The sequence below is a fragment of the Corynebacterium ulceribovis DSM 45146 genome (assembly GCF_000372445.1).
GTDB classification, from domain to species: Bacteria; Actinomycetota; Actinomycetes; order Mycobacteriales; family Mycobacteriaceae; genus Corynebacterium; species Corynebacterium ulceribovis.
The window spans coordinates 425699-450045 of the sequence record NZ_AQUY01000001.1 but is presented as its reverse complement, the minus strand read 5'-3'; the positions used below and the strand labels follow the sequence as shown (position 1 = coordinate 450045).

Below are 24347 nucleotides of genomic sequence, written 5' to 3'. Positions count from 1 at the left end.
AAATAGGCTGACACGAGCGCCCACAGTTCAGGTCGGACGGCACACTTACTCTGCAGGGCTGCGAACTAGCCGCTACTGTTGCCGGTAAACATCCGGAGGGGGATGGCAGCCAATGGGGGTTGCTGCCAAAGATGTGCCCTTCGGCAGTCTCGAAAGGCGCTGCCGTGTCCATTTCTATTCCAAACCAACCAATCAGAACCGCACCACCAGTACATTCCACAGCCACAGCGCAAGCAGTAGCACCAGTACTGACACCAGTAGACCTGTCACCGACGAAACCGCGAAACAACCGCGCAAAAGCTGAAACCACGACAGCCCCGCCCACCACCGCCGAGGTATTCCCTACTGGCCACAGCGCGCCGCAAGCGACCGGCATCGGGCAGCTGGCCGACGCATTGCAACCTAAAATCACACCAAAAAGCGGCTGGCGCAGCATCGTGTATCGCAGCACCGGCGGCCGGATTAATCCAGGCGAGAGTAAGAAGCAGCAACGCCAGCGAGATATTTACCAGCGCATTCGCCAACACATCTCCGGCGACTATCGCGTAGCCGTCCTCAGCTTGAAAGGTGGTGTCGGAAAAACCACCACCACGTTCGGTCTCGGCGCTACCTTCGCCACCTTGCGCGGTGACCGCGTCATTGCCATTGACGCGAACCCAGATTTCGGAACGCTCGCACAGCGTCTTGGCAGCGCGGTAGCCAACCCCGCCAATCCCACTGTCCGCGACCTCTTAAGCGCGGACGATACCAGCAGGTATCCGCAGGTTCGAGCATTCACTTCCCAAGATGCAACGCGACTGGAGGTCCTCGCCAGTGAGCAAGACCCCAGCACAGCCCAAGCGTTCAACGCTGCCGACTACGCTCAAGCCATGGGGATAGTCCGCCATCACTACAACCTCATCCTCACCGACTGCGGCACTGGGCTGATGCATTCTGCGATGACTGGTGTTTTGGAACTGGCGAACTGTCTTGTGCTTGTTACTACCCCATCCCTTGATGGCGCGAACAGTGCGTGGGCCACGCTGGACTGGCTAGCAGCCCACGGGCATGCCGGTCTGGTCAGCCAAACAGTCGTCGTGGTCAACCACCTGCGCGCCAAAGATGAGCTCACCGATGCGCAAGTCCATGACGTTTTCGGGCAGCGCTGCCGAGCGGTGGTTCCGGTGCCATTTGATCCGCACCTTGCCCGAGGCGCCGAAATTGATTTAGCCGCAATGAAACCCGCAACGCAAGAAGCTTACCGGCAGCTCGCGGCTTACGTCGCGGATGATTTCGCACAGCCTTCTGGCCGCCGCCACCGCATGGCCTAACCCACGCTAGCTAGGGTGGGCCGCTTTGCCTGGGCCAATTATCCCGCAGCTAGTACCACGTCAGCGCTGCCCGGTACGGTTCTACGTCCACATCAGCGGTGCGCGCTGGTTCGAATTTCGCATCCTGAGTTTTATCGACCAAGACTGCGCGAACGCCTTCAGCGAAATTCGGCTCCTCGCGGAGCACCTTCCCGAGGTCATATTCATTGTTAATGCCCGCTTGCACATCTGGTGCATTCCGGTTCGCTCGGTACAGCTCGGCAATAGCTACCAGTGATGCTGGCGAAGCATTCGCCGTCAGCTCCTTGACAGCCGCAGCAAACTCCGGGTTCGTCTCCGGCGCGGCTAACTCCTGTTCCATTTCCGCCCAAGTATCCCGGCTAAACACCCGCGAAATATCCGCAATGTGCTGCTCTAAAAACCCGGTCTCTGCTGGTGGCTCGGCTGCCCACTGCCCGAGTGCGGCAGCCACTCCGTCGGCCCCGATTCCGTCAATAAGCCCCGACATATGGTCGGAAGGAACGAAATGCGTAGCGATACCGCAATACAGTGCGTCAGCAAGTTTGGCGCGGAAGCCGGTGATGCCCATGAATGTGGCGATTTCTGGGGCTGGGCGGCCGATAGTGCCAACGACCCGCTGCGCTGCCCAAGTCACACCAACATCGGGCACAAATCCGATAGCAGCCTCCGGCATCGACGCCCAAGCTTTCTCCGAGTAGATGCGGTACTGAGCGTGCAGAGACAGCCCCATACCGCCACCCATATTAATGCCGTCGACCAGCGCAACAATCGGCTTCGGATAGGTAGCAATGGCGGCGTCCATCCGATACTCCTCGAGGAAGAACTGCTCCGCCAAATCATGGCGTCCAGCCTGCTGGGCCTCGCGGATAGCGCGCACATCCCCGCCGGCACAAAATGCCTTCGGAGATGCCGATGCAATCACAACTTGGTGAATTGCAGGATCATCGCGCCACTGGTCCAGCGCCGCTTCAATTGCCAAGCACATGGCCTGGTTCAAGGAGTTCAGTGCCTTCGGCCGGTTGAGGGTGATGACCCCCGCCCCGCCGACCGTAGACACAATAACGTCAGGAGTAACCGTCGAATCGCTCATGCCACGAGTGTGACACAAGTTTTAGCGACAAAAACAGGTTTTACCCGTTTTTAGCTACTTCTTCTTGTCCTTCTTGCCGGACTTCTTCGCCGACTTACCGGACTTTTCCGACTTGGCCTTCTTCGCCTTGTCAGCTTCGTCGGCTTCCTTCAGCGCCTTTTCATCCGCCTTCGACTGCTTCTTCGCAGCCTTAGCCGCAGCTTTGGCCTTCTTGCGTTCCTCTTCCTCCGTCACCAATTTCGCGGCAACATCAGGCACATAGTGGAACTCAGTGCGCGGCGGGCGGACATAGTTGCTATCCGACTCTGGGCGCTGCGGAATCTCCGGCAGCTCACGCTCAATCTTCTCGTACGGAATGGTCGACAGCAGATGATTGATGACGTTAATCCGAGAGCGCTTCTTGTCTTCCGATTCCACGGTGTACCACGGCGCGGTTGGGATGTCGGTGTGGATGAACATTTCATCCTTCGCGCGGGAGTAGTCCTCCCACCGGGTGATGGACTGCAGGTCCATATCCGACAGCTTCCAGCGACGTAGCGGATCCTCCAGGCGGGATTCGAAGCGGCGGACTTGCTCTTCATCCGAAACGCTGAACCAGTATTTGCGCAGCATGATGCCGTCTTCAACCAGTAGGCGTTCAAAGATTGGGGCTTGGTGCAGGAAGCGGCGGTACTCCTGGGAGGTGCAGAAGCCCATGACACGTTCCACACCGGCGCGGTTGTACCAGGAGCGGTCAAAGATGACGATTTCTCCGGCGGTTGGCAGGCGCTCGACATAGCGCTGGAAGTACCACTGGCCGCGTTCCCGAGAGTTCGGGGCTGGCAGCGCTTCAATGCGGCAGGTCCGTGGGTTGAGGTACTGGGTGATCCGTTTGATGGCGGAGCCCTTACCGGCGGCGTCGCGGCCTTCCATCACGATGACGATGCGGGCGCCGGTTTCGACTACCCATTGCTGCATCTCGACCAATTCGGCCTGGAGACGTTTCAGCTCTGCTTCGTATGCTGCTTTTGGCAATTTCGGTGGGCGGGCTGGGGTGGAATCGCTGGCACTCATACTTTCAGAGTACCTGCCCACCCTCAGGATTCGTTAACCGACTGTTAACCTTATTTTCGGACGTACAGCCGCAACGTCAATTGAGCTGTCACAGCAGCGATCAGAACGGCTGCAAGCACAATCGCCGGCGAAACCAGCCAAATATCGGCATTCTCAACCGGCGCCAACAACCGCGACTTATACAGCGAATCCAACGCCGGATCCAGCACATACTTCTTGCCGGCAAACAGGCCGCCGAGTGCCAACGCCGAACCAATCAACGCCGCAACAATAGCCTCAATTACAAACGGTGCCTGCGTAAACAGACGTGTCGCACCGACCATGCGCATAATCTGCATTTCATCGCGCCGTGAAAACGCCGCGATCTGCACCATATTTGCCACCAGCAGCACGGCAGCCAGCGCCATCAAACCAGCGAACACAAAAGTGGCATTACGTAGTGCATCCAAGTTGTCGGTTGCCCCACGCAAATCATCGACCTGGTCAATCACAGCGTTGACCTGCGGCAGATCGCGCACTGGGTCCAATGGTTCGGTATCCAGCGGGTCTTCCAACCGCACCAGCACGGCCGCGAGCATATTCTCCTCAGTGGCCTGCTCCACCATCAGCGGGTCCGTCTTTTCAAACAGTTCCACGAAGCGGTCGTAGGTCTGGGCACGCGACCGGAAAGTCACCGAATCAATGCCATCTTGGTCATTGAGGGTGTCCATCACTTCTCGACACTCGGCCGAGGAGCAGTCCGAGTCAGAAGCTGACACTTCTGGGGAAAGCTCTACCATCACTTCTACCCGGTCAAGGTAGATGTCTTTCGTCTGTTCAGTCATGGACGTCATCAGCACACCACTTGTCACCAGCCCAATGGAAATGGCAATAGTGATGACCATCGCCACGGTCATGGTGATATTGCGCCACAGCCCTTGGAAGGCTTCTTTCAGCAAGAATGCAACATTCATCTGCTTATCCCTTCCCTATCGTCCAATGCCGTAGACACCGGTGGCATCGTCGCGCACCACTTTGCCTAGTTCAAGTTCGATGACCCGGCGGCGCATCGCATCCACAGTTTCATTGTCATGTGTAGACATAATCACGGTCGTGCCGCGTCGGTTAATCCGCTCCAGCAGCGTCATGATGCCCTGCGCAGTTTCCGGGTCCAAGTTCCCGGTCGGTTCGTCAGCAAGCAAAATCAATGGGCGGTTCACATATGCCCGCGCAATGGCAACGCGCTGTTGCTCACCACCGGAAAGCTCAGCTGGCATCCGGTCAGCTTTCGCGCCGAGCCCCACCATGTCCAATACTTCTGGGACATCCCGCTTGATGACGTCATTGCGCTTGCCAATAACCTGCAACGCAAATGCCACATTGTCGAAAACGTTCTTCCGCGGCAGCAACCGGAAATCCTGGAACACGTAGCCAATCTTCTGACGAAGCTTCGGCACCTGCCCGCCTTTCAAAGCGTTGACATGCATGTCACCGATGTGAATATCGCCGCTGGTGACGTTTTCTTCCCGAATCAGCAGTTCCAGGAATGTGGATTTGCCCGAACCAGACGGGCCAATCAAGAAAACGAACTCGCCTTTGTCAATCGTTAAACTGACGCGGTCGAGTGCCGGTCGGGTTGAAGTCTCATAGGACTTGGTTACTTCATCGAAGACAATCACGGCTCCACCCTAGCGGAGTCCGCGCCGAAACCTAGCGTTGGAACTTAGTCTTCCGATTCCATTCGCCAGCGAATTCCGGCATCCAAGAATCCGTCCAAATCGCCGTCCAATACTGCTTGCGGGTTGTTGACTTCATGGCTGGTCCGCAGGTCCTTGACCATCTGGTACGGATGCAGCACATAGGAACGCATCTGGTTACCCCACGACGCATTGCCGCCGGTACCGAGCGCATCAAGTTCCGCCCGCTCCTCTTGGCGTTTACGCTCAAGCAGTTTCGCCTGCAGCACTCGCATGGCAGACGCCTTGTTCTGAATCTGCGACTTTTCGTTCTGGCAGGTCACCACAATGCCGGTTGGAATGTGAGTGAGTCGAACCGCCGAGTCCGTAGTGTTCACCGACTGGCCGCCGGGACCGGAAGAACGGTACACATCGACGCGTACATCCGCGTCTGGGATATCAATGTGGTCGGTCGATTCCACCACCGGCAGCACCTCTACCTCGGCGAAAGAGGTTTGGCGGCGGCCCTGGTTATCGAAGGGGCTGATCCGCACCAGCCGGTGGGTGCCCTGCTCCACCGACAATGTGCCGTAGGTGTATTCACCGTGCACCACGAACGTTGCCGATTTAATGCCAGCTTCTTCGGCGTAGGAGGTGTCGTAGACATCAACCTTGTGGCCATGCTTTTCTGCCCAACGGATATACATCCGCATCAGCATTTCGGCGAAGTCCGCTGCGTCAATGCCCCCGGCACCAGAGCGAATATTGATGACGGCTTCGCGTTCGTCGTATTCGCCGGACAGCATGGTGGTCACTTCAAGTTTTTCCACCTCAGACCGAACATCAGCGCGCTCCGCGTCCGCGAGGTCGTGAGCATCGCCGCCACCAGCGCCGTCTTCTTCTTCGGCCAGTTCGTACATCACTGGCAAGTCGTCGAGTCGTTGCCGCAGCGCCGTGACCTTCCGCAGTTTCGCCTGGGTGTTGGACAGTTTGCTGGTCACCTGCTGCGCATGGTCCGGGTCATCCCACAGTGTCGGATCGGCAGCTTTGGCCTCTAATTCCCGAACATTTTCCGCCAGCGCTTCCAAGTCCATGACCTTTTCAATGGTGGTCAGTGTGGAATCAAGGGCGGTGAGGTCAGCGGAAATTTCTGGATGCACGTCAACTACCCTACCGCGCTCGCAATGAACATCGATAGCCACGCTGGCACAATGGCAGCCATGAAGCACTTCTTAGAAGAGTACGCCTCCGCCCCCGACCATATTCTCGCCGCCGGATTGGTGCGCCATGCCGGAAAGATGGCTCACCGGATGCGCGCCGAAGGGCTGACCACCGACTACAAAACGTCCATTACGGATGTCGTGACCGAAGCTGACCGCGCCGCCGAGCAGTTCATCAGCACTGCCCTCCAAGAGCTACGACCTGATGACGGTCTGCTCGGTGAAGAAGGCGCCACCGCTGACTCCACCACCGGCCGCACCTGGGTCATCGATCCCGTCGATGGCACATACAATTTCACCACCGGCTCCGACTATTGGTGCAGCGCCCTCGCGCTAGCTTCCGGCCCACTCGAGGCCCCCACCGCCGTCCACCTCGGCGCGGTCTACCGCCCAGTGACCGAGACTTTGTGGTTGGGCGGGGCCGATTTCCGCACCGTCCGCAATGAGGTTCCAGTGCCTGAGCTTATTGACGTTGCGGCCGACAAGGCGAACTGTGCAACGTATTTGAACCCGAACCGTTTTCACGATGCCGAGATTGCAACACCATGGTTTTCAGCGATTTCCCAGTTCGCAACCGTGCGGATGCTGGGTTCTGCCTCGGTGGATTTGGCTGGCGTGGCCGACGGCCGGATTAACTGCTGGTTCCAGCATTCGGTGGCCAGCTGGGATTGGCTGCCTGGCCGTGCCCTAGTCGAAGGTGCCGGTGGCAGCTGCGCGCAGGTCGATGCGGGTGGCGTGACGTGGTCTATTGCTGGTGGCCCACAGGCTGTGGCAGCCGCGGTAGACGGGCTGACTGCGTAGCTGTCCCGTTGGGTTCCGGAGTTTTGTGGTGATGAGCAGTTAAGATTCACCCATGAGCAACTTTGCAGATGATTTAGCCCTTGCGTTGGAACTAGCTGAAACTGCTGACGCAATTACTATGCAGCGCTTTGAGTCTGCAGACCTGAAAGTCGACGCAAAACCAGACATGACCCCAGTGTCTGACGCAGACCTAGCTGTTGAAGAAGCGTTGCGGGAGAAACTGTCGACGGCGCGCCCAGCCGACGCCATTATCGGTGAAGAGTTCGGTGGTGAAACTGAGTTCGCTGGCCGCCAATGGGTCATCGATCCGATTGACGGTACGAAGAACTTTGTCCGCAATGTACCAGTGTGGGCCACGCTGATCGCCCTGCTGGAAGACGGAAAACCTGTCGTCGGTGTGGTCTCCGCTCCCGCGCTGTCGCGCCGCTGGTGGGCAGCCGAAGGTTCCGGTGCGTGGCGGGCATTCCAGAATCAGTCGCCACGACGTCTCGAAGTTTCCGCCGTCAATAAGCTCGGCGACAGCTCCATCGCATTGTCCTCTTTGACTGGGTGGCGTGACCGCGGTCTGCGGGACAACATCATCGCATTGACCGACGATGCGTGGCGGCTACGTGGCTACGGTGACTTCTTCTCCTACTGCCTGGTGGCAGAAGGTGCCGTGGATATTGCTGCGGAACCGGAAGTGTCCGTATGGGACTTGGCACCACTGGCCGTGCTCGTGGAAGAGGCCGGCGGCACTTTCACTTCCCTAGCCGGTGAGGCCGGTCCGCATGGCGGCGACGCTGTGGCATCGAACGGTTTGCTGCATAAAGAAGTACTGCAGCGCATCGGCGTGAACTAAGCCGAAACGCTGCAGTAAGTGCGGGCGGTAAGTCAGGCGGCCATCTGTGGCCACCGCTTACGGTCAGGATTGGTGCCGGTTATGGCAGGCGGAATCCGGCGCCAACGCCACCGGCGGCATTCATTGCGTCGAGGGTCTTCTGCCACGAACCGATGATGGTTGGGGCAAACAGTGGGCCCTGCAGCGGGGTCAAGCAGGCCGGTGGGAAGTTCGCTCCGCGTACCGCGCCCATGAGGCGACCGCCCATGAATACTGGGGCGCCGGAGTCACCCTGAGCTGCGCACATCTGGTTATTCGAGGTGGCTTGGTTAGCGGCGGTCGACCACGTTTGGCCGCAGGACCAGCCGGTTGCAATACCGTACTTACACACCTGCTCGCCGGCCTTCGGCATCCGACCGCCCTGCGAAGTTGCGCGGGCTGGGCCGTAAGAGCTGCTAATTTCGGCCTTGTCGTTCAGCAGGATCACTGAGTAGTCCAACGAACGGTTCACCTGAGCAACCTTGCCGAACACCCCGACCCCATGGGCATCCATGGAGCGGACCAAAGAACCAACGTTGCCGCAGTGACCTGCAGAAACAGCCACTTTATTACCCTGGTTGTCCACACCGGCTGCGGTGATGGTGCAGATCAATGCGTTGTCGTAGGTTACGGGGGTGCCTGGGCCGACCAGAACTTTGCCGCGGGCGGCAGCAGCATTCGCTGCAGCAGGTGCCACTGGCGAGGAGTGCATGTTGCCCGGAACACGGTTGTGGATGGTGCCGCCCTTGCCTGCTGACAGCTGCGAGAATGGGTCATTCTTCACTGGGTGCGGCTGCATCGCTGCATCGGCCTCAGCAGGTGTGAGCATGGTGCCCACCATAATTCCGGCGGCGGCTACAGCAGCGGCGACAACGCGGAAAACCGAGGACTGGGGACGAAAAGCTGCGGTACGCAGTGAAAACATCAGGGCAAACTCCGGCAAGTTGAACGGTCAAACTGGCCCCCACTTTAACGGCATTCAACGATTAAGCCGATACTAATTTTTGAACGGGGCTGAAAAAACTTCAGGGCCTCCCCCTTTCCGTTCGGAAGTGAGGGGAGGCCCGAAAAATGTATCAAGTTAGAAGTTCCGCTGGCTCATGTTGTCGCGGATCTCGCCGGTGTTCTGGGCGGTACGGATACCAGCAACGTAGAACTCCAGGCTGACGCGAGCCATGACCAAGTACAGCAAGGAAATCACGATTGCTCCGGCAAACACCATGATGAAGACCAAGAATCCCATCGCAGCGTTGGATTCGGAAGCAGCGGACGCGGCCATCGCAATCGATGCGATGACGCCACCGACGAAACCAAGGCCGATGATGATCAGGATGATGAGGTAGATGACCTTCGCGAACTTGATGGTGACGAAGTGGTTGAATTCCAGGTCGAACAAGGCTTTGAAAAAGCTGGTGTCCGACGAGCTGTTGGAATGTGCCGGGTAGTTGCCTGGCTGACCATACTGCTGGTTCTGGTCCTGCCATGGCTGCTGCGGCGGATCGCCCCACTGGCCGTAGTTGTTGTATCCGTCGCCACCTGGGTTATTAGGGGTCGTCATGGGAAGTAGCTCCTGTCGTTGCAGCTGAATTCGTGCAGATTCCCACAGAGACTAACACCGACAGCGAACCTTTACAGTCCTAGAACTTGTGTAGCGATAATGAAGTAAATGATGAGGCCAGTAGCATCACAGAATGTCGAGATGAACGGGTTAGAGAACACTGCAGGGTCCGCACCAATGGTTTTCGCCACAATTGGCATCACGGCACCCACAGTTGCCGACATGGCACAGATGGCCAGCAGCGTTGTTCCGATCACTGTGCCCACGCCAAGACCGTAGACAAACGTCGCTAAGCCAAAACCGAGGGACCCAAGGACAGCGCCGAGGGTCAAACCCACCCGCAGCTCCCGCCACATCACCTGCAAAATATCGCGGCGGTGCACATCGCCCAACGCTAACGCTCGGGTAATCGTGGTGGCGGCCTGGTTACCGGTATTACCGCCAGTGCCGGTCAGCAGCGGGATGAACAAGCTGAGCACCACAGCGGCCTCGAGCTTATCCTCGAACGCGTCCAGCACCTGAACCGTCAAAATGGCCGAAACCGCCAGCACCAACAGCCACACGATACGAGAGCGGACCACCTTCAGCAGTGGAGTCGACAGGTACGGCTGCTGCAGCGGCTCGTGGCCACCATGACGGGCCTGGTCTTCCGAATCCGCCGACTCCAGCAGCTCCTGCGCATCATCGAAGGTGAGGATGCCCACCACACGGTTCGTGTCATCGACCACGGGCAGCGCAATATAACCCAACGCGATGAACCGACGAGCGGTGTCTTCCGCATCGGCAACAACCTGCGCGGAAATCGGCTCGTCATCCATGATGCCGCGCAGCAATTCAGAATCCTGCGCACCAATGAGCCGCCGCAGCGAGGTAATCCCGACCAGCTTCTCCGTTTCGTCGACCACCGGAAGCGCATAAACCGTTTCCATTTCGGCTTCATGCTGCCGAATTTCGCTCAGCGCCTCTCCAATCGTCAGATCCTGCTGTAGCGGCCGCACCTCCGGGGACATTGTGCGGCCGACACTGCCCTTCGGGTAGCCGAGCACAATGCCGGTGACATCACGCTCAGTATCCGACAGGTGCTGCATCAGGTGACGCGCCACTTCCGCCGGCAGCTCATCGAGCAGAGCGACTCGATCGTCAGGGTCCAAGCTGTCGAAAAAGTCGAGTGTCTTTTTACTGTGGAGCGCGCCAATCAAGTCGGCCTGGTGGCGGGCGTCGAGTGCCGTGAACACTTCCACGGCGCGGGCCCGGTCCAACAGCCGGAACACCACCGCCGCACGCACCGGAGTGTTGCGTTCGACAACAGAAATGATGTCCGGGATGGAGGCTTCCTGCACCAGCTTGGCTAATTCCTCTGCGGAATCACTGCCTGGCACTTTCCCTTTGCGGAGCAATCGCTCGAGCTCACGCACTGACTGCTGCACATCCGTTTCCATCCCCAGCTCTCTTCCTTTTGCCGCTCGGCATCACTACTGCTCGGTACCGCACCACTAGGCGTCGCCACCTTCGCTGAACATATCAAACTACCTGGATAACCCCGGTTTGCGAATTGATCGCACGTTATAGCTCCCATCGCACGTCATCGGGGGTCTTGTCGTCGCGCCAACCACGCCACACCGCCTGACGAACTCGATTGTCACGGGTGCGGCTAGCCAGAGCGACTTCCGCCACCAACTTCGGAGTCACCCACCACACATCGCGCTGCTCCGCCGCTGGAATATCTGGCACCGGCGGTGTTTTTCGACGCAACGGACGCAACGTGGCTTCAATATCCTCCAGCTGCTGCGCGCTAAACCCGGTACCAACCCGCCCCGCGTACTGCAAAGCACCATCCTGGTCCGGCACAGCCAACACCAACGAACCGATGCCCCCTGCTCGGCTACCTTGCCCACAATGCGCCCCAATAACAACAACTTCTTGGTGGCGCTGCGTTTTCAGTTTCCGCCAAGCATTGCCGCGTTCGCCGGACAGATACTTCGCGTCGATGCGCTTAGCTACTACGCCTTCCAGCCCCAGCTGCTTACTCGTTTCAATAGCGTCGGCCAGCGCCCCAGTGTGCGCCGGTGGAATAGCTACGGCGTCGTTTTCACGCATGGTCTCCGCAAGTATTTCCCGTCGTTGCTGGTAGGCGGTGTTCTGCAGCCCGCGGTCACCGACCCGAAGAATGTCGAACACTAGATACTTCAGCGGCGCTTCTGCCCTACCTTTCAGCACCGCTTGCAGCAGGCTAAAGTCTGGTCGGCCGCCGTCATCAAGTGCAACGATTTCACCGTCGACAATCACAGTGGTGTCCACCAGTTCCGGCAGGCTCGCTAGTTGCGGGAATTTACCGGTGTAGTCCAGCCCATTTCGACTCGCCAGCACAACGTCGGTCGGCGTTACGCCTGCGAGCAGCCGGTAGCCATCCCATTTCATTTCAAACGCCCACTTTTCACCGCTGTGCTCGCTGCGACGGATTTCCGCTGTTGTGCCGATGGTTGCCAGCATTGGTGCAGGTAGGTCGGATAGTTGCAGCTTTGTTTCCCGCTGCGCGGGCTGGTGCGTGGTCTGCTGGGTAGCCTCCGGTTGTTCCTTCATATATTTCAGCAGCCAGTTGTCATCGGCGCCCATTCCTTTCGTATGGATGAGCGCATATCGCCGCGGCACCCCACCTAGTCCGCCGTCGGGTTGCCCATGGAGTACGGCAATGATTTCCTTGCCGTCGCGCCATTTCTCCAGCTCATAGATGCCCGAATCCCAAATCTTGACGTCCCCAGCGCCGTATTGCCCTTTCGGGATGGTTCCGGCAAAGGTGCCGTATTCAAGCGGATGGTCTTCTGTGGGCACCGCGAGCCGATTTTCTGACGGGTCCAGCGGTGGCCCTTTCGGCACCGCCCAGCTCACCAGCACCCCGTTGTGCTCTAGTCGAAAGTCCCAGTGCAGGCGGCGAGCATGGTGTTCTTGAATCACAAAGCTGGGCAGGTGGTCACCGTCGGCATTATTTGTGCTTATTGACGTTGATTCTGCCCCTGCTTCCGGAATCGGCTCGGAAGTTTTTTGTGGGTTCCGCATCGACCGATATCTGGATAGGCGGTCTTCCGCGAGCGGTGCGATGGGATTCACCCGTCTGCTAGCCGTTCGAGAACTTCGCGGTAATCCAACTGGTGTACGGACTTGTCGGAGAGTTCATCCCAGCTGCGTGGAGCTGCCACGGTCGGGTGGGTTCGCCCGCGCAAAGAATACGGTGCGACGGTGGTTTTGGCGCCATTGTTCTGGCTCCAGTCAATAAAGACTTTGCCCTGTCGTTCTGACTTCTTCATGACGGACACCACTTGTTTTGGGTGTTCCTGTTCTAGGGCTTTGGCTAGTTCATGTGCAACCTTGGTGACGTCATCGGAGCTATGGGTGCCGTCGAGAGCGGCATAGAGATGGATGCCTTTAGAGCCAGACGTCACCGGAATGGTTGGCATCCCCATGCCACTGAGAATCTCGCGGCACCAGCTAGCTACTTCCGCACATTCGATCAGTCCGACACCTTCGCCCGGGTCGAGGTCCAGTACTAAACGGTCGGGGTTTCCGATATGCCCTGCAGAATCAAAGCGCCATTGCGGTGTATGCAGCTCCAAGGCTGCCATTTGACCAAACCAAGCCAGTACTCCAGGTCCGTCGATTAGCGGGTAGGTATTAGTGCCAGATTAGTGGTTAATCTGCTCGGTCGGGATCCATTCTGGCGCGCCGTCTTCCAAATTTTTGGTGAAGAACACCTGCCCAGGCTCCGCTACTGTTCCGACCCCGTTGACCCAGCGTTTTCTGGTGACTGGCCGTCTGGAAACCTGCGGAATGAGGACATCCGCGACGCGCAGGTAGTAGTCAATGACGTCGGCTTTCGTTGTGCCGGTTTCCGGGTAAAACACCTTGTCTAGATTGCTGATTGAAAGCTTATGTCCGTCGACTTGGAATTCTTTCCGACTCCGCGGCATGACATGTCCTTCCTCTATACAGTCGATAGTATGCGAGCTGTTTGGAGCGGTGCTATCACTTTTGGTCTAGTCAATGTGCCGGTGAAGGCGTATAGCGCAACCACCGACCACGATGTGTCGCTGCATCAAGTCCACGACAAAGACGGCGGCCGAATTCGGTATGAACGCCATTGCGAGGTGTGCGGCGAAAAAGTCGACTACAAGCACATTGACAAGGCGTATGAGGCTGGCGAAAAGACGGTAGTCCTCAGCAATGAGGAGTTGGATTCCTTCCCGGCTTCTGAGGACAGCGAAATTGAAGTGGTGCAGTTTGTGCCCGCCGACCAGGTAGACCCGATGATGTTTGAGCGCAGCTATTACCTCGAGCCGGAAGGTAAGTCGCCGAAATCTTATCTGCTGCTGCGGCAAACATTGGAAGATTCTGACCGCATGGCGATTGTCACTTTTTCAATGCGCCACAAAACTCGGCTCGGCGCGCTGCGGGTACACGGCAAAGTCCTCGTGCTGCAGGGACTATTGTGGGCAGATGAACTGCGCACGGTGGATTTTAAAGGCACCAAATCGCGGGCGAAAATTGGCGATAAAGAACTGGAATTGGCAGCTGCTTTGGTGAAGCAGTTTGAATCCGACTTCACCCCAGAAGATTTCACCGATGACTATCAAGTTGAACTCCGCAAACTTATTGACGCCAAGCTGGAGGCTGGTGAATCAGTAGATACGGACGCCACGTTTGGCAAGGAGTCCGAAGAGGAAGCCGCTGATGATGACAACGTTGTCGATTTGATGTCGGCACTGAAAGCATCATTGGACCGAAAGAAGAAAGCATAGGCGACGAAGCGATGCACACAGTTTTAGGCGCAAACGGTCAGATTGCGCAAGAAATCGCCAAAGAACTGCATAAACATTTCACGACCGACATTCGCATGGTGAGCCGCACCCCGTCACAAGTCAATGACACCGACGAACTCGTCTCCGCAGATCTGCTCATTCCCGAGCAAGCCGACCGCGCTATTGAAGGCAGTGAGATCGTCTATTTTGCGGTTGGTCTTCCCATGAATTCGCAGCTGTGGGAACAGCGCTTTCCGACCATGCTGCGCAATGTCATTTCTGCGTGCAAAAAGCACCACGCGAAGCTGGTGTATTTCGATAACACCTATATGTATCCAGGCACGGCAACGCCACAAATGGAAAACACGCTCTTTGCCCCCAACGGCCGGAAGGGGAAAGTGCGGACAGAATTAACTCGCATGATTTTGGCCGAAATGGAAGGCGATGACCTAGACGTTGTCATTTGCCGGGCTCCAGAATTTTACGGCCCTGACAAAACTCAGAGCATCAGTAATTCGCTGTTCTTTCACCGCATTCGCGACAGCAAGATTGCATTTGTGCCGGTAAATAGTGCTGCTCGTCGCAGTCTTATCTGGACGCCAGATGCAGGCCGCGCCACCGCACTCATTGGCAATACCCCAGACGCGTTCAACCAGACATGGCACCTGCCGGTGGACCCAACACGGCTGCCGTACCGGCAAATGGCCCAAGTCGCGACCGCCGCACTGGGCCGCAAGGCAAGGTATGTCACCGTGCCGCGATTCGTTTTTGCCATCGCCAAACGCTTGAACCCGCAGCTCGCGGAATTGTGGGAGCTACTTCCCCGCTACCGCCAAGACAACATTTTCGTCAGCCGAAAATTCGAGCAGCGGTTCCCAGACTTTCAGGTCACCTCATTTGAGAAAGGCATCACAGAGCTAGTGACTGCATCCACCCCGCAGTCCTAGACTCGGCTTATGCCCACAAAGCAACGGTCACAGCAAAAGCCAACTCAACAGTCACAGCGGCGCCCAAAGCGGCGGCTTCCCGGCTGGGTATCCAACCAGCATGGCGCGTGGGCGATGGTCATCGTCCCACCGATTGTTGCGCTGACCTTAGCGCCGTCGTGGACCGGCGCGCTACTGGCTTTGACGTGGTGGTTCGGCTACTTCTTTTTCTTCGCCGCCAGCGTGTGGATGCGTGCGCGATTTCGCCGCAAGCACCTACCGCCGGTGGCCACATACGGCGCTATCACTGCAGTTCTCGGCATCGGCACACTGTTTGCTGACTGGACGCTGCTGCGCTGGCTGCCGCTTTACGCCCCGCTGATTGCCATCGCCGTGTACGAGACGTGGCGCCGCCGACCTCGTTCTCTGCTCTCCGGCCTATCCACGGTGCTCGCCGCAAACCTGATTCTGCCCACGATTGTGTCCGCCTCCGAGCCGCTGACCAGCACAGGGTGGGCCACGACCGCGGTGCTCGCGGCCTTTTTCGTCGGCACGCTCCCCTACGTCAAAACCCTCATCCGGGAACGCGGCAGCAAGGCGTGGGTCACCGGCTCAGTTGCGTTCCACGCCGCGGCCCTCGTCCTAGTGTGCTTATTGACGTTTTGGGGCCTGGCACATTGGCTGACCATCCCAACTTTTGCGGTGCTTCTGGTTCGGGCGTGGGGCATGCCGTGGTACGCGGCACGCAATAACATGCGCTGGAGCCCGCAAACTGTCGGGATGTTCGAAGGTGTCTTTACTGCGTTGGTGGCAGTTACTGCGCTGTTAACACCACTAGGGTGACAACCGCCGGACCTTCGTCAGCAAGCAATGAATGCACGTTGCCGGCATCGACATGCACTGCGGTGCCTGGCTTAATCTCCATCGTCTTCCCGCCGGCGGTGAATTTGATGGTGCCGGACTGTGCCAAGACCAGAATTGGGGCCGGTGCGTGGTGGTCATCCATCAAATCGCCGTTGCGGAAGGACAGTCGGATAACGGTGGCGTGGTCGAGTTTTTCTTGGAGGCGTACCTCGGGAACTGGTCGGCCTTCGCCCTCTGGTGTCGAGTTCGGGGCGTTCAGTTCAGTGAGGTAAGTCCAGCCGTCACCGGCGGAATTGTAGGACTGTTTTGGGTGTGGGGCTGGGTGCGGATGTTCGATGCTCATACCTCCATTGTGCTGGTATTTCTGCTTTCAGCCACCCTGTCAGCCGAGTTGGCATAGAAGTATAAATTCAGCTGGGTGTTGCTTAACTCCAGTAGCGGTCCCAGGAAGACATTTTGGCGCAGGTCATTATTCTGGCGGCATTCATTCCACCAATTATCGACATGGGCGGAAACGCTGGCAGTCAGTCCGCAACCCTGGTGCTGCGGGCCATGGCTCTCGGCCAAGTCCGAGTGACATGGCGCGAAATTGGTGCCGTCATTGCCCGAGAATTACCCGTCGGTGTCGCAATCGCGGTGACGGTATCGGTGCTGGAAGTGGCCTTAGCATCAATGACAAAACACTCTGCACTATTCTCCGACAGCACGGAGACGGGTGTTCGTGTGCTGATCGTCGTGGGCCTGAGCATGATGATTTGCACAGTTCTCGGCGCACTCATCGGCGCACTATTGCCATTCCTTGCAAAGAAAATTGGGGCGGACCCAGCAACACTGAGCTCGCCCCTCATCACCTCGATTATGGATATCACCGGGGTGCTGATCTACTTCGGATTGGCAATGATCTTCCTCGGCCACTTGCTCGTTAGCTAGCGGCCGGAGCTAGCGGCGTCGAACGACGAAACCCTCCAGACACAATGTCTGGAGGGTTTCTCTTAGTAGCGGGGGCAGGATTCGAACCTACGACCTCTGGGTTATGAGCCCAGCGAGCTACCGAGCTGCTCCACCCCGCGACGGGTACCTGTACACCATAACGCTCACCAACTTACATTGCAAATCAGTGAACTCAAGATGAACAAGAGTTTGCTAGCTTTCGGAGATTATCTCCGTGCCAACGAGAGATAACCTTAGCCGCTTACCCACCCTGGTAGTCAACTCAGCTGGTCACAGCCAGTTTTTCACCAGGGTCAGCAAACGAATCACCTCAGCACACTACTTGTTTTCCAGGTCCTGGTATTCCTTGACGGCCTTGTCCAGCTCGTCCAAGGCCGAACCTTGGTCCGCATAGCTACCACCGTCTTGTGCGTCCTTGAACTTCTTCAAAGCACCATCAATCTTCTTTACGGCAGCGTCGCGGTCGGCCTGGGAGACATCCTTCTTCGGCTGCTCCGCTTCCGGCTTAGCAGCATCCTTCGCCTCATCTGCCTTAGCCTTGTCATCCTTCGGCTTCTCACCCTCCGCAGCAGCATCTTCTTCAGATGCCGCGCCGGTGGTGGCAGCTGGGTCAATACCCACCTGCTGCAGCGCCTCAGCGATTGTTGGCGCGTAGCCAACCTTGCCGTCGTAGCTCACCAACACACGCAGCAGCTTCGGGAATGCAGACTTCTGGTCCTTGCGCTGGCTAAACAGCGGTTCCGCGTACAAAATCTTTCCGTCTCCGACCGGCAACGTCAACAAGTTCCCGTACTTCAACTGGTTCGAACCCGACCACAGCGACTGGTCGCGGGCAATCTGGTCCGAGGACATCATGGTGTCCTGCGCCTGCTTAGGGCCAAGCGTTTGGGTGTTAGTCGGCAGCGCACGCACCGTAATCTGGCCGTAGTTATCTGGGTCCGACGACACCGACATGTGCGCCGACAGGAACTCACGGTTCAGACCACGGAAAGACGTAATCAGCTGGAATGATGGCTTGCCGGTCTTCGGGTCTGCAGCCATGACGTAGTACGGCGGCTGGTTCTTGTCATTCAAGCCTTCCGCTGCAGTTGGGTCCTTTGGCACCGACCAGAACGCATCGTTGGTGAAGAACACACCTGGGTCCGACACGTGGTAGCGCGACATCAACTCACGCTGCACCTTGAACAGGTCCTCTGGGTAACGCAGGTGCTTTTGCAGCTCACCAGAAATCTCCGACTTCGGCTTCACCGCATCTGGGTACACCTTCTGCCAGGCCTTGAGCACAGGGTCCTGCTCATCGAAAGCAAACAACTCAACGGTGCCGTCATAGGCATCCACTGTCGCCTTCACAGAGTTACGGATGTAGCTAACTTCATTAGTCGGCAGCTGGGCCTGCGTGCCATCTGGGTTCAGCGAGTCCTCAATGGTGTCCTGCAGTGAAGTGCGCTGTGCATATGGCATATCCCGCAGGGTGGTGTAACCGTCAACAACCCACTTAATCCGGCCATCAACCACTGTCGGGTAGGTCTTCGAATCCAACGTCAACCACGGCGCCACCTTCTGCACACGGTTCCGTGGGTCACGGTCGAAGATAATCTTCGACTCGTTGCCAATACGGTCCGACAGCAGCAAGTTCACTTCGCCGTACTTCAGAGCAAACAGCGACTTATCCATGATGTTGCCAATGCCCACACCACCCTTACCGGTGTAGGTGTACTCCGAACCGTCAGTGTCATACTCCACTGGGGTGTTCGTATCGGTGGCACCGACAATTGCGTAGTCCGCGTTGGAGTTCGCAATCACCGGACCGTAGTAAATACGAGGCTGGTCAACCTTAATGTCCTTCAGTTCACCATTGACCTTGCCGGACTGCTTCGACTGCAGGTCCAGCACGGAATACACCGGGTAGCCACCACGGGACGAACCGACATCGACAGCAACTTCGTCGACCTTATTGGCAGGGGCTGCCACGAAACCATTGCCGTGGGTGTACACGGTGTGGCGGTTAATCCAGTCCTGCTGGTTACCGGACAACGCATTCGGGTCAATTTCACGGGCCGCAACCACAAAGTCACGTACCTCACCGTTGACCTCATAGCGGTCCATCGACAGCTGCTCCGGGAATCCGAAGAAGTTCCGCAGCTGCTGCTGCTGAGTGAAGGTCTGCGAAATGATGTCTGGGTCTAGCAGACGCACATTCGAAATCGTTGCGGCGTCATCAGCAACTTCCTTCGCAGCCTTATCCGCATCACCAGTATTGGCACCCCAGTCACGTTCAATGGTGACCTTGTCGTCATCAATGCCATAGAAGTAGCGGGTCGCGTGAATGTTGCGTTCGATGTACTCGCGTTCCTTCTCCGCGCGGTTTGGCCGCACGCTGAATTGCTCCACACCAGCTGGCCACGCCATGCCAATCACACCGATGGACAGCAGCATCGCCACTGTCGCAATGGTCGGCACACGGAGGTCCTTCAGCCAAATTGCCGCCAGGAAAGCAATAGCCACCAGCACCGCAATCACCATCAGCGCAATCTTCGCTGGCAGCAACGCGTTGATGTCTGTGTAGGAACCACCAGTGAAGGTCTGGTGACGAGTGCCCAGCAGGTCATACCGGTCCAGCCAGTAGGACACTGCCTTGAGCAGGAAGAACAATGCGGCCCAGGAAATTAGCTGGACCCGCGCTGCCTTCGTCAGGCTAGCTTTACGCTGCGTTCGAGGATCACCGGTTTGGATACCACCGAGCAGGTAGTGCGTTACCAGACCGAAGATGAAGGCGACCACGGTAAACAGCAGCAGCATGCCGACGATCATCCTCAGCACCGGCAGTTGGAATGCGTAGAATCCGTAGTCCAAGCCGAACTGTGGGTCAGATTCGCCGAAGCTTTCGCCGTTCAGGAACAGCAGAATCGACTGCCAGTTGCTTTGCCCGGCGATGCCAGCCAGGAAGAATGCCACCAGCGGCACGGAAATCAGTACTTGCCGGTAGCCCTTGTTCATGGCACGGCGGTACTGCGCTGCTGGATCATTTATCCGATTAATGTCGACAGTGTCGAATTCATCGGGGCGGGTACGCCACGCTAACCAACCTGCAAGGAAAGTCATCAGCGCAGCAACAGCGCCAATAATGATGAAGAGGATGGTGCGCGTCAGCAGGACTTTTGTGAACACCCCCCGGAAGTCCACTTCTCCGAACCATTTCCAGTCAATGATGAGGTTGACTAGGACCGGTCCGGCCAGAAAGATGAGGAAGCCGAGAGTAACTAGCGCGCTGCCCCATCGCATGGTGCGACCGCTTGGTCGTTGCGGAGCGTCAGCCGTCAAGGTCAACGAAGTCTCCTTATGTAGTTTGATTTACAACGGTGATGCCCCCACTCTACGGAGAAATTGCTTAAGAAAGGAACCGACTGTGACTTCATCTGGGTTTGCAGCAAGTAGGTACCGTGACCAGCGCAGCCTGAACCGCGCGGTCTGGGAAGCGGTGGAATTTGTCCACGCCAATGGGTGGGGTGCGCGCCCTGCCCTGTTCGCGCTGGTTCCAACGGAGCTGCTGGCCGATATTTCCGACGAATTCGGAGGTATTGACGACTCCGCCCCGCTGACGGTCATCAGTCAAGAGGAGCTGCCGGAGGGCATCGAGGCCGCCACCCCAGAACTAGGCGATTTCCTTACGCGCACCAGTTGGCCACAGGGGGTAGTCGGTGCGGTGTTGGTCCAAGAGATTCAGATTGCAGATACTGCCGACAGCGCTGCTACCTCAAGCTCGACCCGTACCGCCCGGCTGATTACCGGCGTCATTGACGACGGCCCGACCGCGACGTTCCTGCAGGTCCAGCCAACGGAGGCAGAACTCGAAGCAGCAGGTCCGTTTGCCCAGGACGATATTCAGTTGCGCGGCGGCATTGAAGAAGCCGGCGGCGCTGAACTTGCAGCCAGCGTCATCTCCGCTCTCATGGCGACTTTCAACCCCGACGAGATGCCGGAAGACTAGGCACAACTAACCTGCATAGCCCGCTAGGCACCAGGCTGTTACTGGCAGCTTGGCGCCGCAGCCAGCGACTGGTCGTCTTTCAGCGCATCGATCGCCCCGCCTAGGGTGTCCACCTTCACCAAGGTCATATCGCCAGCATCGGCGCCGCGGGCTTCGGTACAGTTCAGGGCAGGCACCAGAAAAACTTCCGCCCCAGCCGCCCGCGCTGCCGAAATTTTGTGGCTCACCCCGCCAATAGGCCCCACGTTTCCGGCCGGGTCAATAGTTCCGGTACCGGCGACAAACTTGCCGTTAGTAAGTTCCCCAGGAGAGAGCTTGTCGACGACAGCAAGCGAGAAAATCAGACCAGCCGACGGGCCACCAATATCTTGGAGCGTGTACTCCACTTTCAGGTCATTTGCTGGCTTCGGGCCTAAGACAACGCCCAAGTATGGTCGCTTCGGATCGTCAGGGAACTCAGCCAAAGTAATTTTGTGAGTTTGTTCCTTTCCGTCACGAAGCACTTGGACCTCAATGTCGTCACCTGGTGAATGGGCGCCAACTGCCTCAACCACCTCCTGGGGTGTCGCAACCTTCTTCTCCCCTACCTGGCGCACCACGTCATGCAGCTGCAACACATTTTGGGCTGGGGACTTATCGGTCACTTCCACAATCTCAACATCCAATGGGTGTTTGAGGTAGTGCAGTGCTGCGGCAGTCGCATTGAACTCAGAAGTAGTAAACGCGGTGGCGTTTTTCTCCGCGATCTCTTCCTTGGATACGTCCTGCGGGAAAACGGTCTCGGTAGGGACTAGGCGGCTATCGCGATCTAGCCATTTGCGCATGGCTTTGCCCAGCGTCAGGTTCGACCAAATCGACACCGTCGTCATGTTGAGCTGACCGCTAGTGTTATCGACCTCCGCGCCACTGATTTCAATGACCTCTTTGCCGTTGAAATCACTCAGGGTGTCGATGGTTGGGCCAGGGCCTTCAGCCACATACGGCACAGTCATGTCGATATCGGTGCCAGGAAGCGTTTCAACATTCAGTAACCCCGCGAAAACTACCAGGGGAACGATTCCGACAATAAGAGTGGCGAGACGGCGATTCGGACGGTACACGCGATAGACCCTACCGGACTTGTTCGCTATCAGCGTGCACTTGTTCATAGCAACTACCCAGAAACGATCCGTAAGGTAGAGGCCATGAGTAGTGGTGGATTTGGTTTCCAAGGCGGAAATGGTGGTCGCGATGACGACCGCGACGACAACAATCGGGACAATAACGACCCGTTTGCCGCATTTGGCTTCGGCCCGCTCTTCGGCATGGGCCCTGGCCCAGGCGGAGCAGGTGCCGGTGGACCGGGCGCTGGTGGTGCTGGCGGGCTCGGAGACATTCTGAGCCAATTCGGGCAGATGCTATCCGGATTCGGTGCATCAATGAACAACCCAGAGCCTGGCAGCCCAGTGAACTTCGCTCTCACCGAGCGCATTGCACGGCAGCAGATTGGCCGACCAGAGAAAGTCTCAGACAACACCGATCGTGCCGTCGGCGATGCGATTCGTCTCACGGAACTGTGGCTCGACGATGCTACGGTCCTGCCGGTTGGTGCGAACCGAGTCGAATCATGGAACAGCTCCATGTGGCTCGACAACACCTTGCCGACGTGGAAGCGTTTCGTGGTGCCGGTCGCCGAACGGATGAATGAAGCCTCCTTGGAGCAGCTGCCGGAGGAAGCGCGCGCCCAGATGGGTCCAATGCTGGACATGATGAACAGCATGTCCGCGATGAACTTCGGCATGCAGATTGGCCACGCCCTCGGTTCGCTAGCAAAGGACGCGGTCACCAGCTCCGATTTCGGATTGCCGCTGGCGAACACCGGCGCAGCCGCTGTCCTGCCAAGCCGGATTAACGACCTAGCTAAGCAGCTGGAAGTGCCCGCGCAGGAACTCATCATGTACCTGGCAGCCCGAGAAGCAGCGCATCAGCGACTGTTTGCCCACATTCCATGGCTGGCGGAACGACTGATTTCCTCCGTGGAGGAATACGCTGCAGGTCTGTCCATTGACTACTCCGCTATGGAGGAAGCTACTCGGGCACTGAACCTGGAGTCGATGGAAGATCCAGCGCAGCTGCAAGAAGCAATGGAGCAGCTGCAGAACATGGACATGTCGCCGCAGATCCACTCTGCGAATGTGCATGCCAAGGAACGCTTGCAAACACTGCTAGCACTGGTAGAAGGCTGGGTTGATGTCGTGGTGATGGATGCGCTGCGCGAACGCCTGCCAAAAGCCCAGGCTATTCATGAGTCGTGGGTGCGCCGACGCGCAACCGGCGGCAGCGCCGAAGAAGCTTTCGAAAAGGTCGTCGGCGTGCAACTTGGGTCGCCGCGCGTGGCCGACGCTGTCGATCTCTGGCGCCGACTGGATGATGCAGTTGGTCAGCAGCGACGCGACCAGGTCTGGGACCACCCAGACTTCATTCCTGTGGCTGCGGATCTCGATAACTCTGCTGCTTTCATCGATTCGGTGCTCGGCGGCAGTGTCGACGACGACTTCGACCCAATTGCGGAGCTACAGAAGCAGCTGGAAAAGGAAGCACGCGAAGGCGACAACCGCGAGTTCCCAAAGGGCCGCTCTAAGGACGACGAAAGCTAGTCCTCAAGCTAGGCCTGCTCAGCTGCGGCCTAATCCACCTCAGCGCTGGGGTTTTCGTGACCGAATGGGCCCCAGCGGGCAAAAGCCTCAAGGTAGCCGCGCGCATTCTCATGCCGCGGCGCTAGGCTCGCCCACTCCCAAAACTCCGGGCCATGGTGCGGGATGAAGGTATGCACCAGTTCGTGCACAATAACGTCATCAAGCACATAGGTGGGTACCTCCGCCAACCGATGCGAAATCCGAATGGTGCCCTTGTCCGTAGAGCAGCTCCCCCATCGCCGCGTCATATTCCGCACCCAGGAAATCTGTTTGAATTTCGCTCGGCCGCCGAGCACCTTCTGGTTCAGCTCTTCCGCGCGCCGACGCAGCGCCCCATTATCTAGATAAGAGTTCGCAGTTTTCGCTTTGACCTTATCTACCAGCTCCATGACCATGTCATGTTCCGTTTTCGGGTCAAGGCCAGCGGGAGCCATCACCAGAATGCGACTGCCCTCATAGCGGGCGGTCACCGTGCGGGTACGACGCTTAGAGCGCCGCACCACAATGTCCGGCCCGTAGTCGGGAAGATTTGTCGTCATGCTTACCAAGTCTACTTGTGCTGCAATAGTTGGTATGGGGGAAATTG

At 57.8% G+C, this 24347-nt stretch carries 21 protein-coding genes, 1 tRNA gene and 1 pseudogene; 9 read left to right on the top strand and 14 right to left on the bottom strand.

Features of this window, described 5'->3' with window-relative positions; translation table 11 throughout:
* Positions 1 to 164: 164 nt before the first annotated feature.
* A complete protein-coding gene (locus tag A3EC_RS11080) occupies positions 165 to 1310 on the top strand; it encodes a MinD/ParA family ATP-binding protein (RefSeq protein WP_245532918.1) in 1146 nt (381 codons plus the stop codon).
* Between the two features lie 49 nt (positions 1311 to 1359).
* On the opposite strand, the gene A3EC_RS0102090 is transcribed toward A3EC_RS11080, so the two are convergent.
* The 5 genes from A3EC_RS0102090 to prfB are packed head-to-tail and all read right to left on the bottom strand — an operon-like array spanning position 1360 to position 6289.
* A complete protein-coding gene (locus A3EC_RS0102090; protein WP_026162099.1) occupies positions 1360 to 2421 on the bottom strand; it encodes an enoyl-CoA hydratase/isomerase family protein in 1062 nt (353 codons plus the stop codon).
* 54 nt (positions 2422 to 2475) lie between these two features.
* The gene (ppk2, locus tag A3EC_RS11075) at positions 2476 to 3474 is read right to left on the bottom strand and encodes a polyphosphate kinase 2 (RefSeq protein WP_018023506.1); all 999 of its coding nucleotides are present in this window, start codon (positions 3472 to 3474) and stop codon (positions 2476 to 2478) included.
* A 50-nt stretch (positions 3475 to 3524) separates the two neighbouring features.
* Entirely contained in the window at positions 3525 to 4427 is a 903-nt protein-coding gene (gene ftsX, locus A3EC_RS0102080) for a permease-like cell division protein FtsX (protein WP_018023505.1), read from the bottom strand.
* Between the two features lie 15 nt (positions 4428 to 4442).
* Positions 4443 to 5132, bottom strand: a complete 690-nt coding sequence (gene ftsE, locus A3EC_RS0102075; protein ID WP_018023504.1) for a cell division ATP-binding protein FtsE — start codon at positions 5130 to 5132, stop codon at positions 4443 to 4445.
* A gap of 44 nt (positions 5133 to 5176) precedes the next feature.
* On the bottom strand, positions 5177 to 6289 hold the full coding sequence (gene prfB / locus A3EC_RS0102070; RefSeq protein ID WP_018023503.1) for a peptide chain release factor 2: 1113 nt from the start codon (positions 6287 to 6289) through the stop codon (positions 5177 to 5179).
* Between the two features lie 51 nt (positions 6290 to 6340).
* Between prfB and A3EC_RS0102065 the strand changes: the two genes are divergently transcribed.
* Both A3EC_RS0102065 and hisN read left to right on the top strand, forming a co-directional pair.
* The gene (locus A3EC_RS0102065; RefSeq protein ID WP_026162098.1) at positions 6341 to 7150 is read left to right on the top strand and encodes an inositol monophosphatase family protein; all 810 of its coding nucleotides are present in this window, start codon (positions 6341 to 6343) and stop codon (positions 7148 to 7150) included.
* A gap of 52 nt (positions 7151 to 7202) precedes the next feature.
* A complete protein-coding gene (gene hisN / locus A3EC_RS0102060; protein ID WP_018023501.1) occupies positions 7203 to 7991 on the top strand; it encodes a histidinol-phosphatase in 789 nt (262 codons plus the stop codon).
* Positions 7992 to 8070: 79 nt separating this feature from the next.
* Here hisN and A3EC_RS0102055 read toward each other — a convergent pair whose 3' ends face one another.
* The 4 genes and pseudogenes from A3EC_RS0102055 to A3EC_RS11065 all read right to left on the bottom strand — a co-directional run bounded on the left by A3EC_RS0102055 (position 8071) and on the right by A3EC_RS11065 (position 13529).
* The gene (locus tag A3EC_RS0102055; protein WP_018023500.1) at positions 8071 to 8934 is read right to left on the bottom strand and encodes a S1 family peptidase; all 864 of its coding nucleotides are present in this window, start codon (positions 8932 to 8934) and stop codon (positions 8071 to 8073) included.
* Positions 8935 to 9090: 156 nt separating this feature from the next.
* Complete coding sequence (locus tag A3EC_RS12325) at positions 9091 to 9567, bottom strand: DUF4282 domain-containing protein (RefSeq protein WP_018023499.1); 477 nt, start codon at positions 9565 to 9567, stop codon at positions 9091 to 9093.
* A 71-nt stretch (positions 9568 to 9638) separates the two neighbouring features.
* Positions 9639 to 11006: a magnesium transporter gene (mgtE, locus tag A3EC_RS0102045; protein WP_018023498.1), complete on the bottom strand. Its 1368-nt coding sequence runs from the start codon at positions 11004 to 11006 to the stop codon at positions 9639 to 9641.
* A 124-nt stretch (positions 11007 to 11130) separates the two neighbouring features.
* Positions 11131 to 13529, bottom strand: a pseudogene (locus tag A3EC_RS11065) (ATP-dependent DNA ligase).
* 30 nt (positions 13530 to 13559) lie between these two features.
* Here A3EC_RS11065 and ku point away from each other — a divergent pair.
* From ku to A3EC_RS0102025, 3 genes are read left to right on the top strand one after another with little or no spacing between them, the layout of a single operon-like run.
* Positions 13560 to 14357 carry a non-homologous end joining protein Ku gene (ku, locus tag A3EC_RS0102035; RefSeq protein ID WP_026162096.1) on the top strand — a complete coding sequence of 266 codons (798 nt, stop codon included), beginning with the start codon at positions 13560 to 13562 and terminating at the stop codon, positions 14355 to 14357.
* Positions 14358 to 14368: 11 nt separating this feature from the next.
* Positions 14369 to 15304 (top strand): NAD-dependent epimerase/dehydratase family protein, encoded by a 936-nt coding sequence (locus A3EC_RS0102030; protein ID WP_018023493.1) that lies wholly within the window; start codon positions 14369 to 14371, stop codon positions 15302 to 15304.
* Positions 15305 to 15313: 9 nt separating this feature from the next.
* Positions 15314 to 16126, top strand: coding sequence for a YwiC-like family protein (locus tag A3EC_RS0102025; RefSeq protein WP_026162095.1), 813 nt, complete (start codon positions 15314 to 15316; stop codon positions 16124 to 16126).
* Here the strand turns inward: A3EC_RS0102025 and A3EC_RS0102020 are convergent.
* Positions 16098 to 16490 (bottom strand): cupin domain-containing protein, encoded by a 393-nt coding sequence (locus A3EC_RS0102020; RefSeq protein ID WP_018023491.1) that lies wholly within the window; start codon positions 16488 to 16490, stop codon positions 16098 to 16100. The genes A3EC_RS0102025 and A3EC_RS0102020 overlap by 29 nt on opposite strands.
* Before the next feature lie 113 nt (positions 16491 to 16603).
* Between A3EC_RS0102020 and A3EC_RS0102015 the strand changes: the two genes are divergently transcribed.
* A complete protein-coding gene (locus A3EC_RS0102015; protein WP_018023490.1) occupies positions 16604 to 17077 on the top strand; it encodes a magnesium transporter in 474 nt (157 codons plus the stop codon).
* 66 nt (positions 17078 to 17143) lie between these two features.
* Here the strand turns inward: A3EC_RS0102015 and A3EC_RS0102010 are convergent.
* Positions 17144 to 17217: transfer RNA gene (locus A3EC_RS0102010), tRNA-Met, on the bottom strand.
* 199 nt (positions 17218 to 17416) lie between these two features.
* The gene (locus A3EC_RS0102005) at positions 17417 to 20380 is read right to left on the bottom strand and encodes a UPF0182 family protein (protein ID WP_051061000.1); all 2964 of its coding nucleotides are present in this window, start codon (positions 20378 to 20380) and stop codon (positions 17417 to 17419) included.
* A gap of 124 nt (positions 20381 to 20504) precedes the next feature.
* On the opposite strand from A3EC_RS0102005, the gene A3EC_RS0102000 reads away from it, so the two are divergent.
* Positions 20505 to 21086, top strand: a complete 582-nt coding sequence (locus A3EC_RS0102000; RefSeq protein WP_018023488.1) for a PPA1309 family protein — start codon at positions 20505 to 20507, stop codon at positions 21084 to 21086.
* Positions 21087 to 21124: 38 nt separating this feature from the next.
* On the opposite strand, the gene A3EC_RS0101995 is transcribed toward A3EC_RS0102000, so the two are convergent.
* Complete coding sequence (locus A3EC_RS0101995; RefSeq protein ID WP_018023487.1) at positions 21125 to 22186, bottom strand: YlbL family protein; 1062 nt, start codon at positions 22184 to 22186, stop codon at positions 21125 to 21127.
* An 84-nt stretch (positions 22187 to 22270) separates the two neighbouring features.
* Between A3EC_RS0101995 and A3EC_RS0101990 the strand changes: the two genes are divergently transcribed.
* Positions 22271 to 23722, top strand: coding sequence for a zinc-dependent metalloprotease (locus tag A3EC_RS0101990; protein ID WP_018023486.1), 1452 nt, complete (start codon positions 22271 to 22273; stop codon positions 23720 to 23722).
* A gap of 29 nt (positions 23723 to 23751) precedes the next feature.
* On the opposite strand, the gene A3EC_RS11060 is transcribed toward A3EC_RS0101990, so the two are convergent.
* Complete coding sequence (locus tag A3EC_RS11060) at positions 23752 to 24300, bottom strand: M48 metallopeptidase family protein (RefSeq protein WP_018023485.1); 549 nt, start codon at positions 24298 to 24300, stop codon at positions 23752 to 23754.
* Between the last annotated feature and the right edge of the window lie 47 nt (positions 24301 to 24347).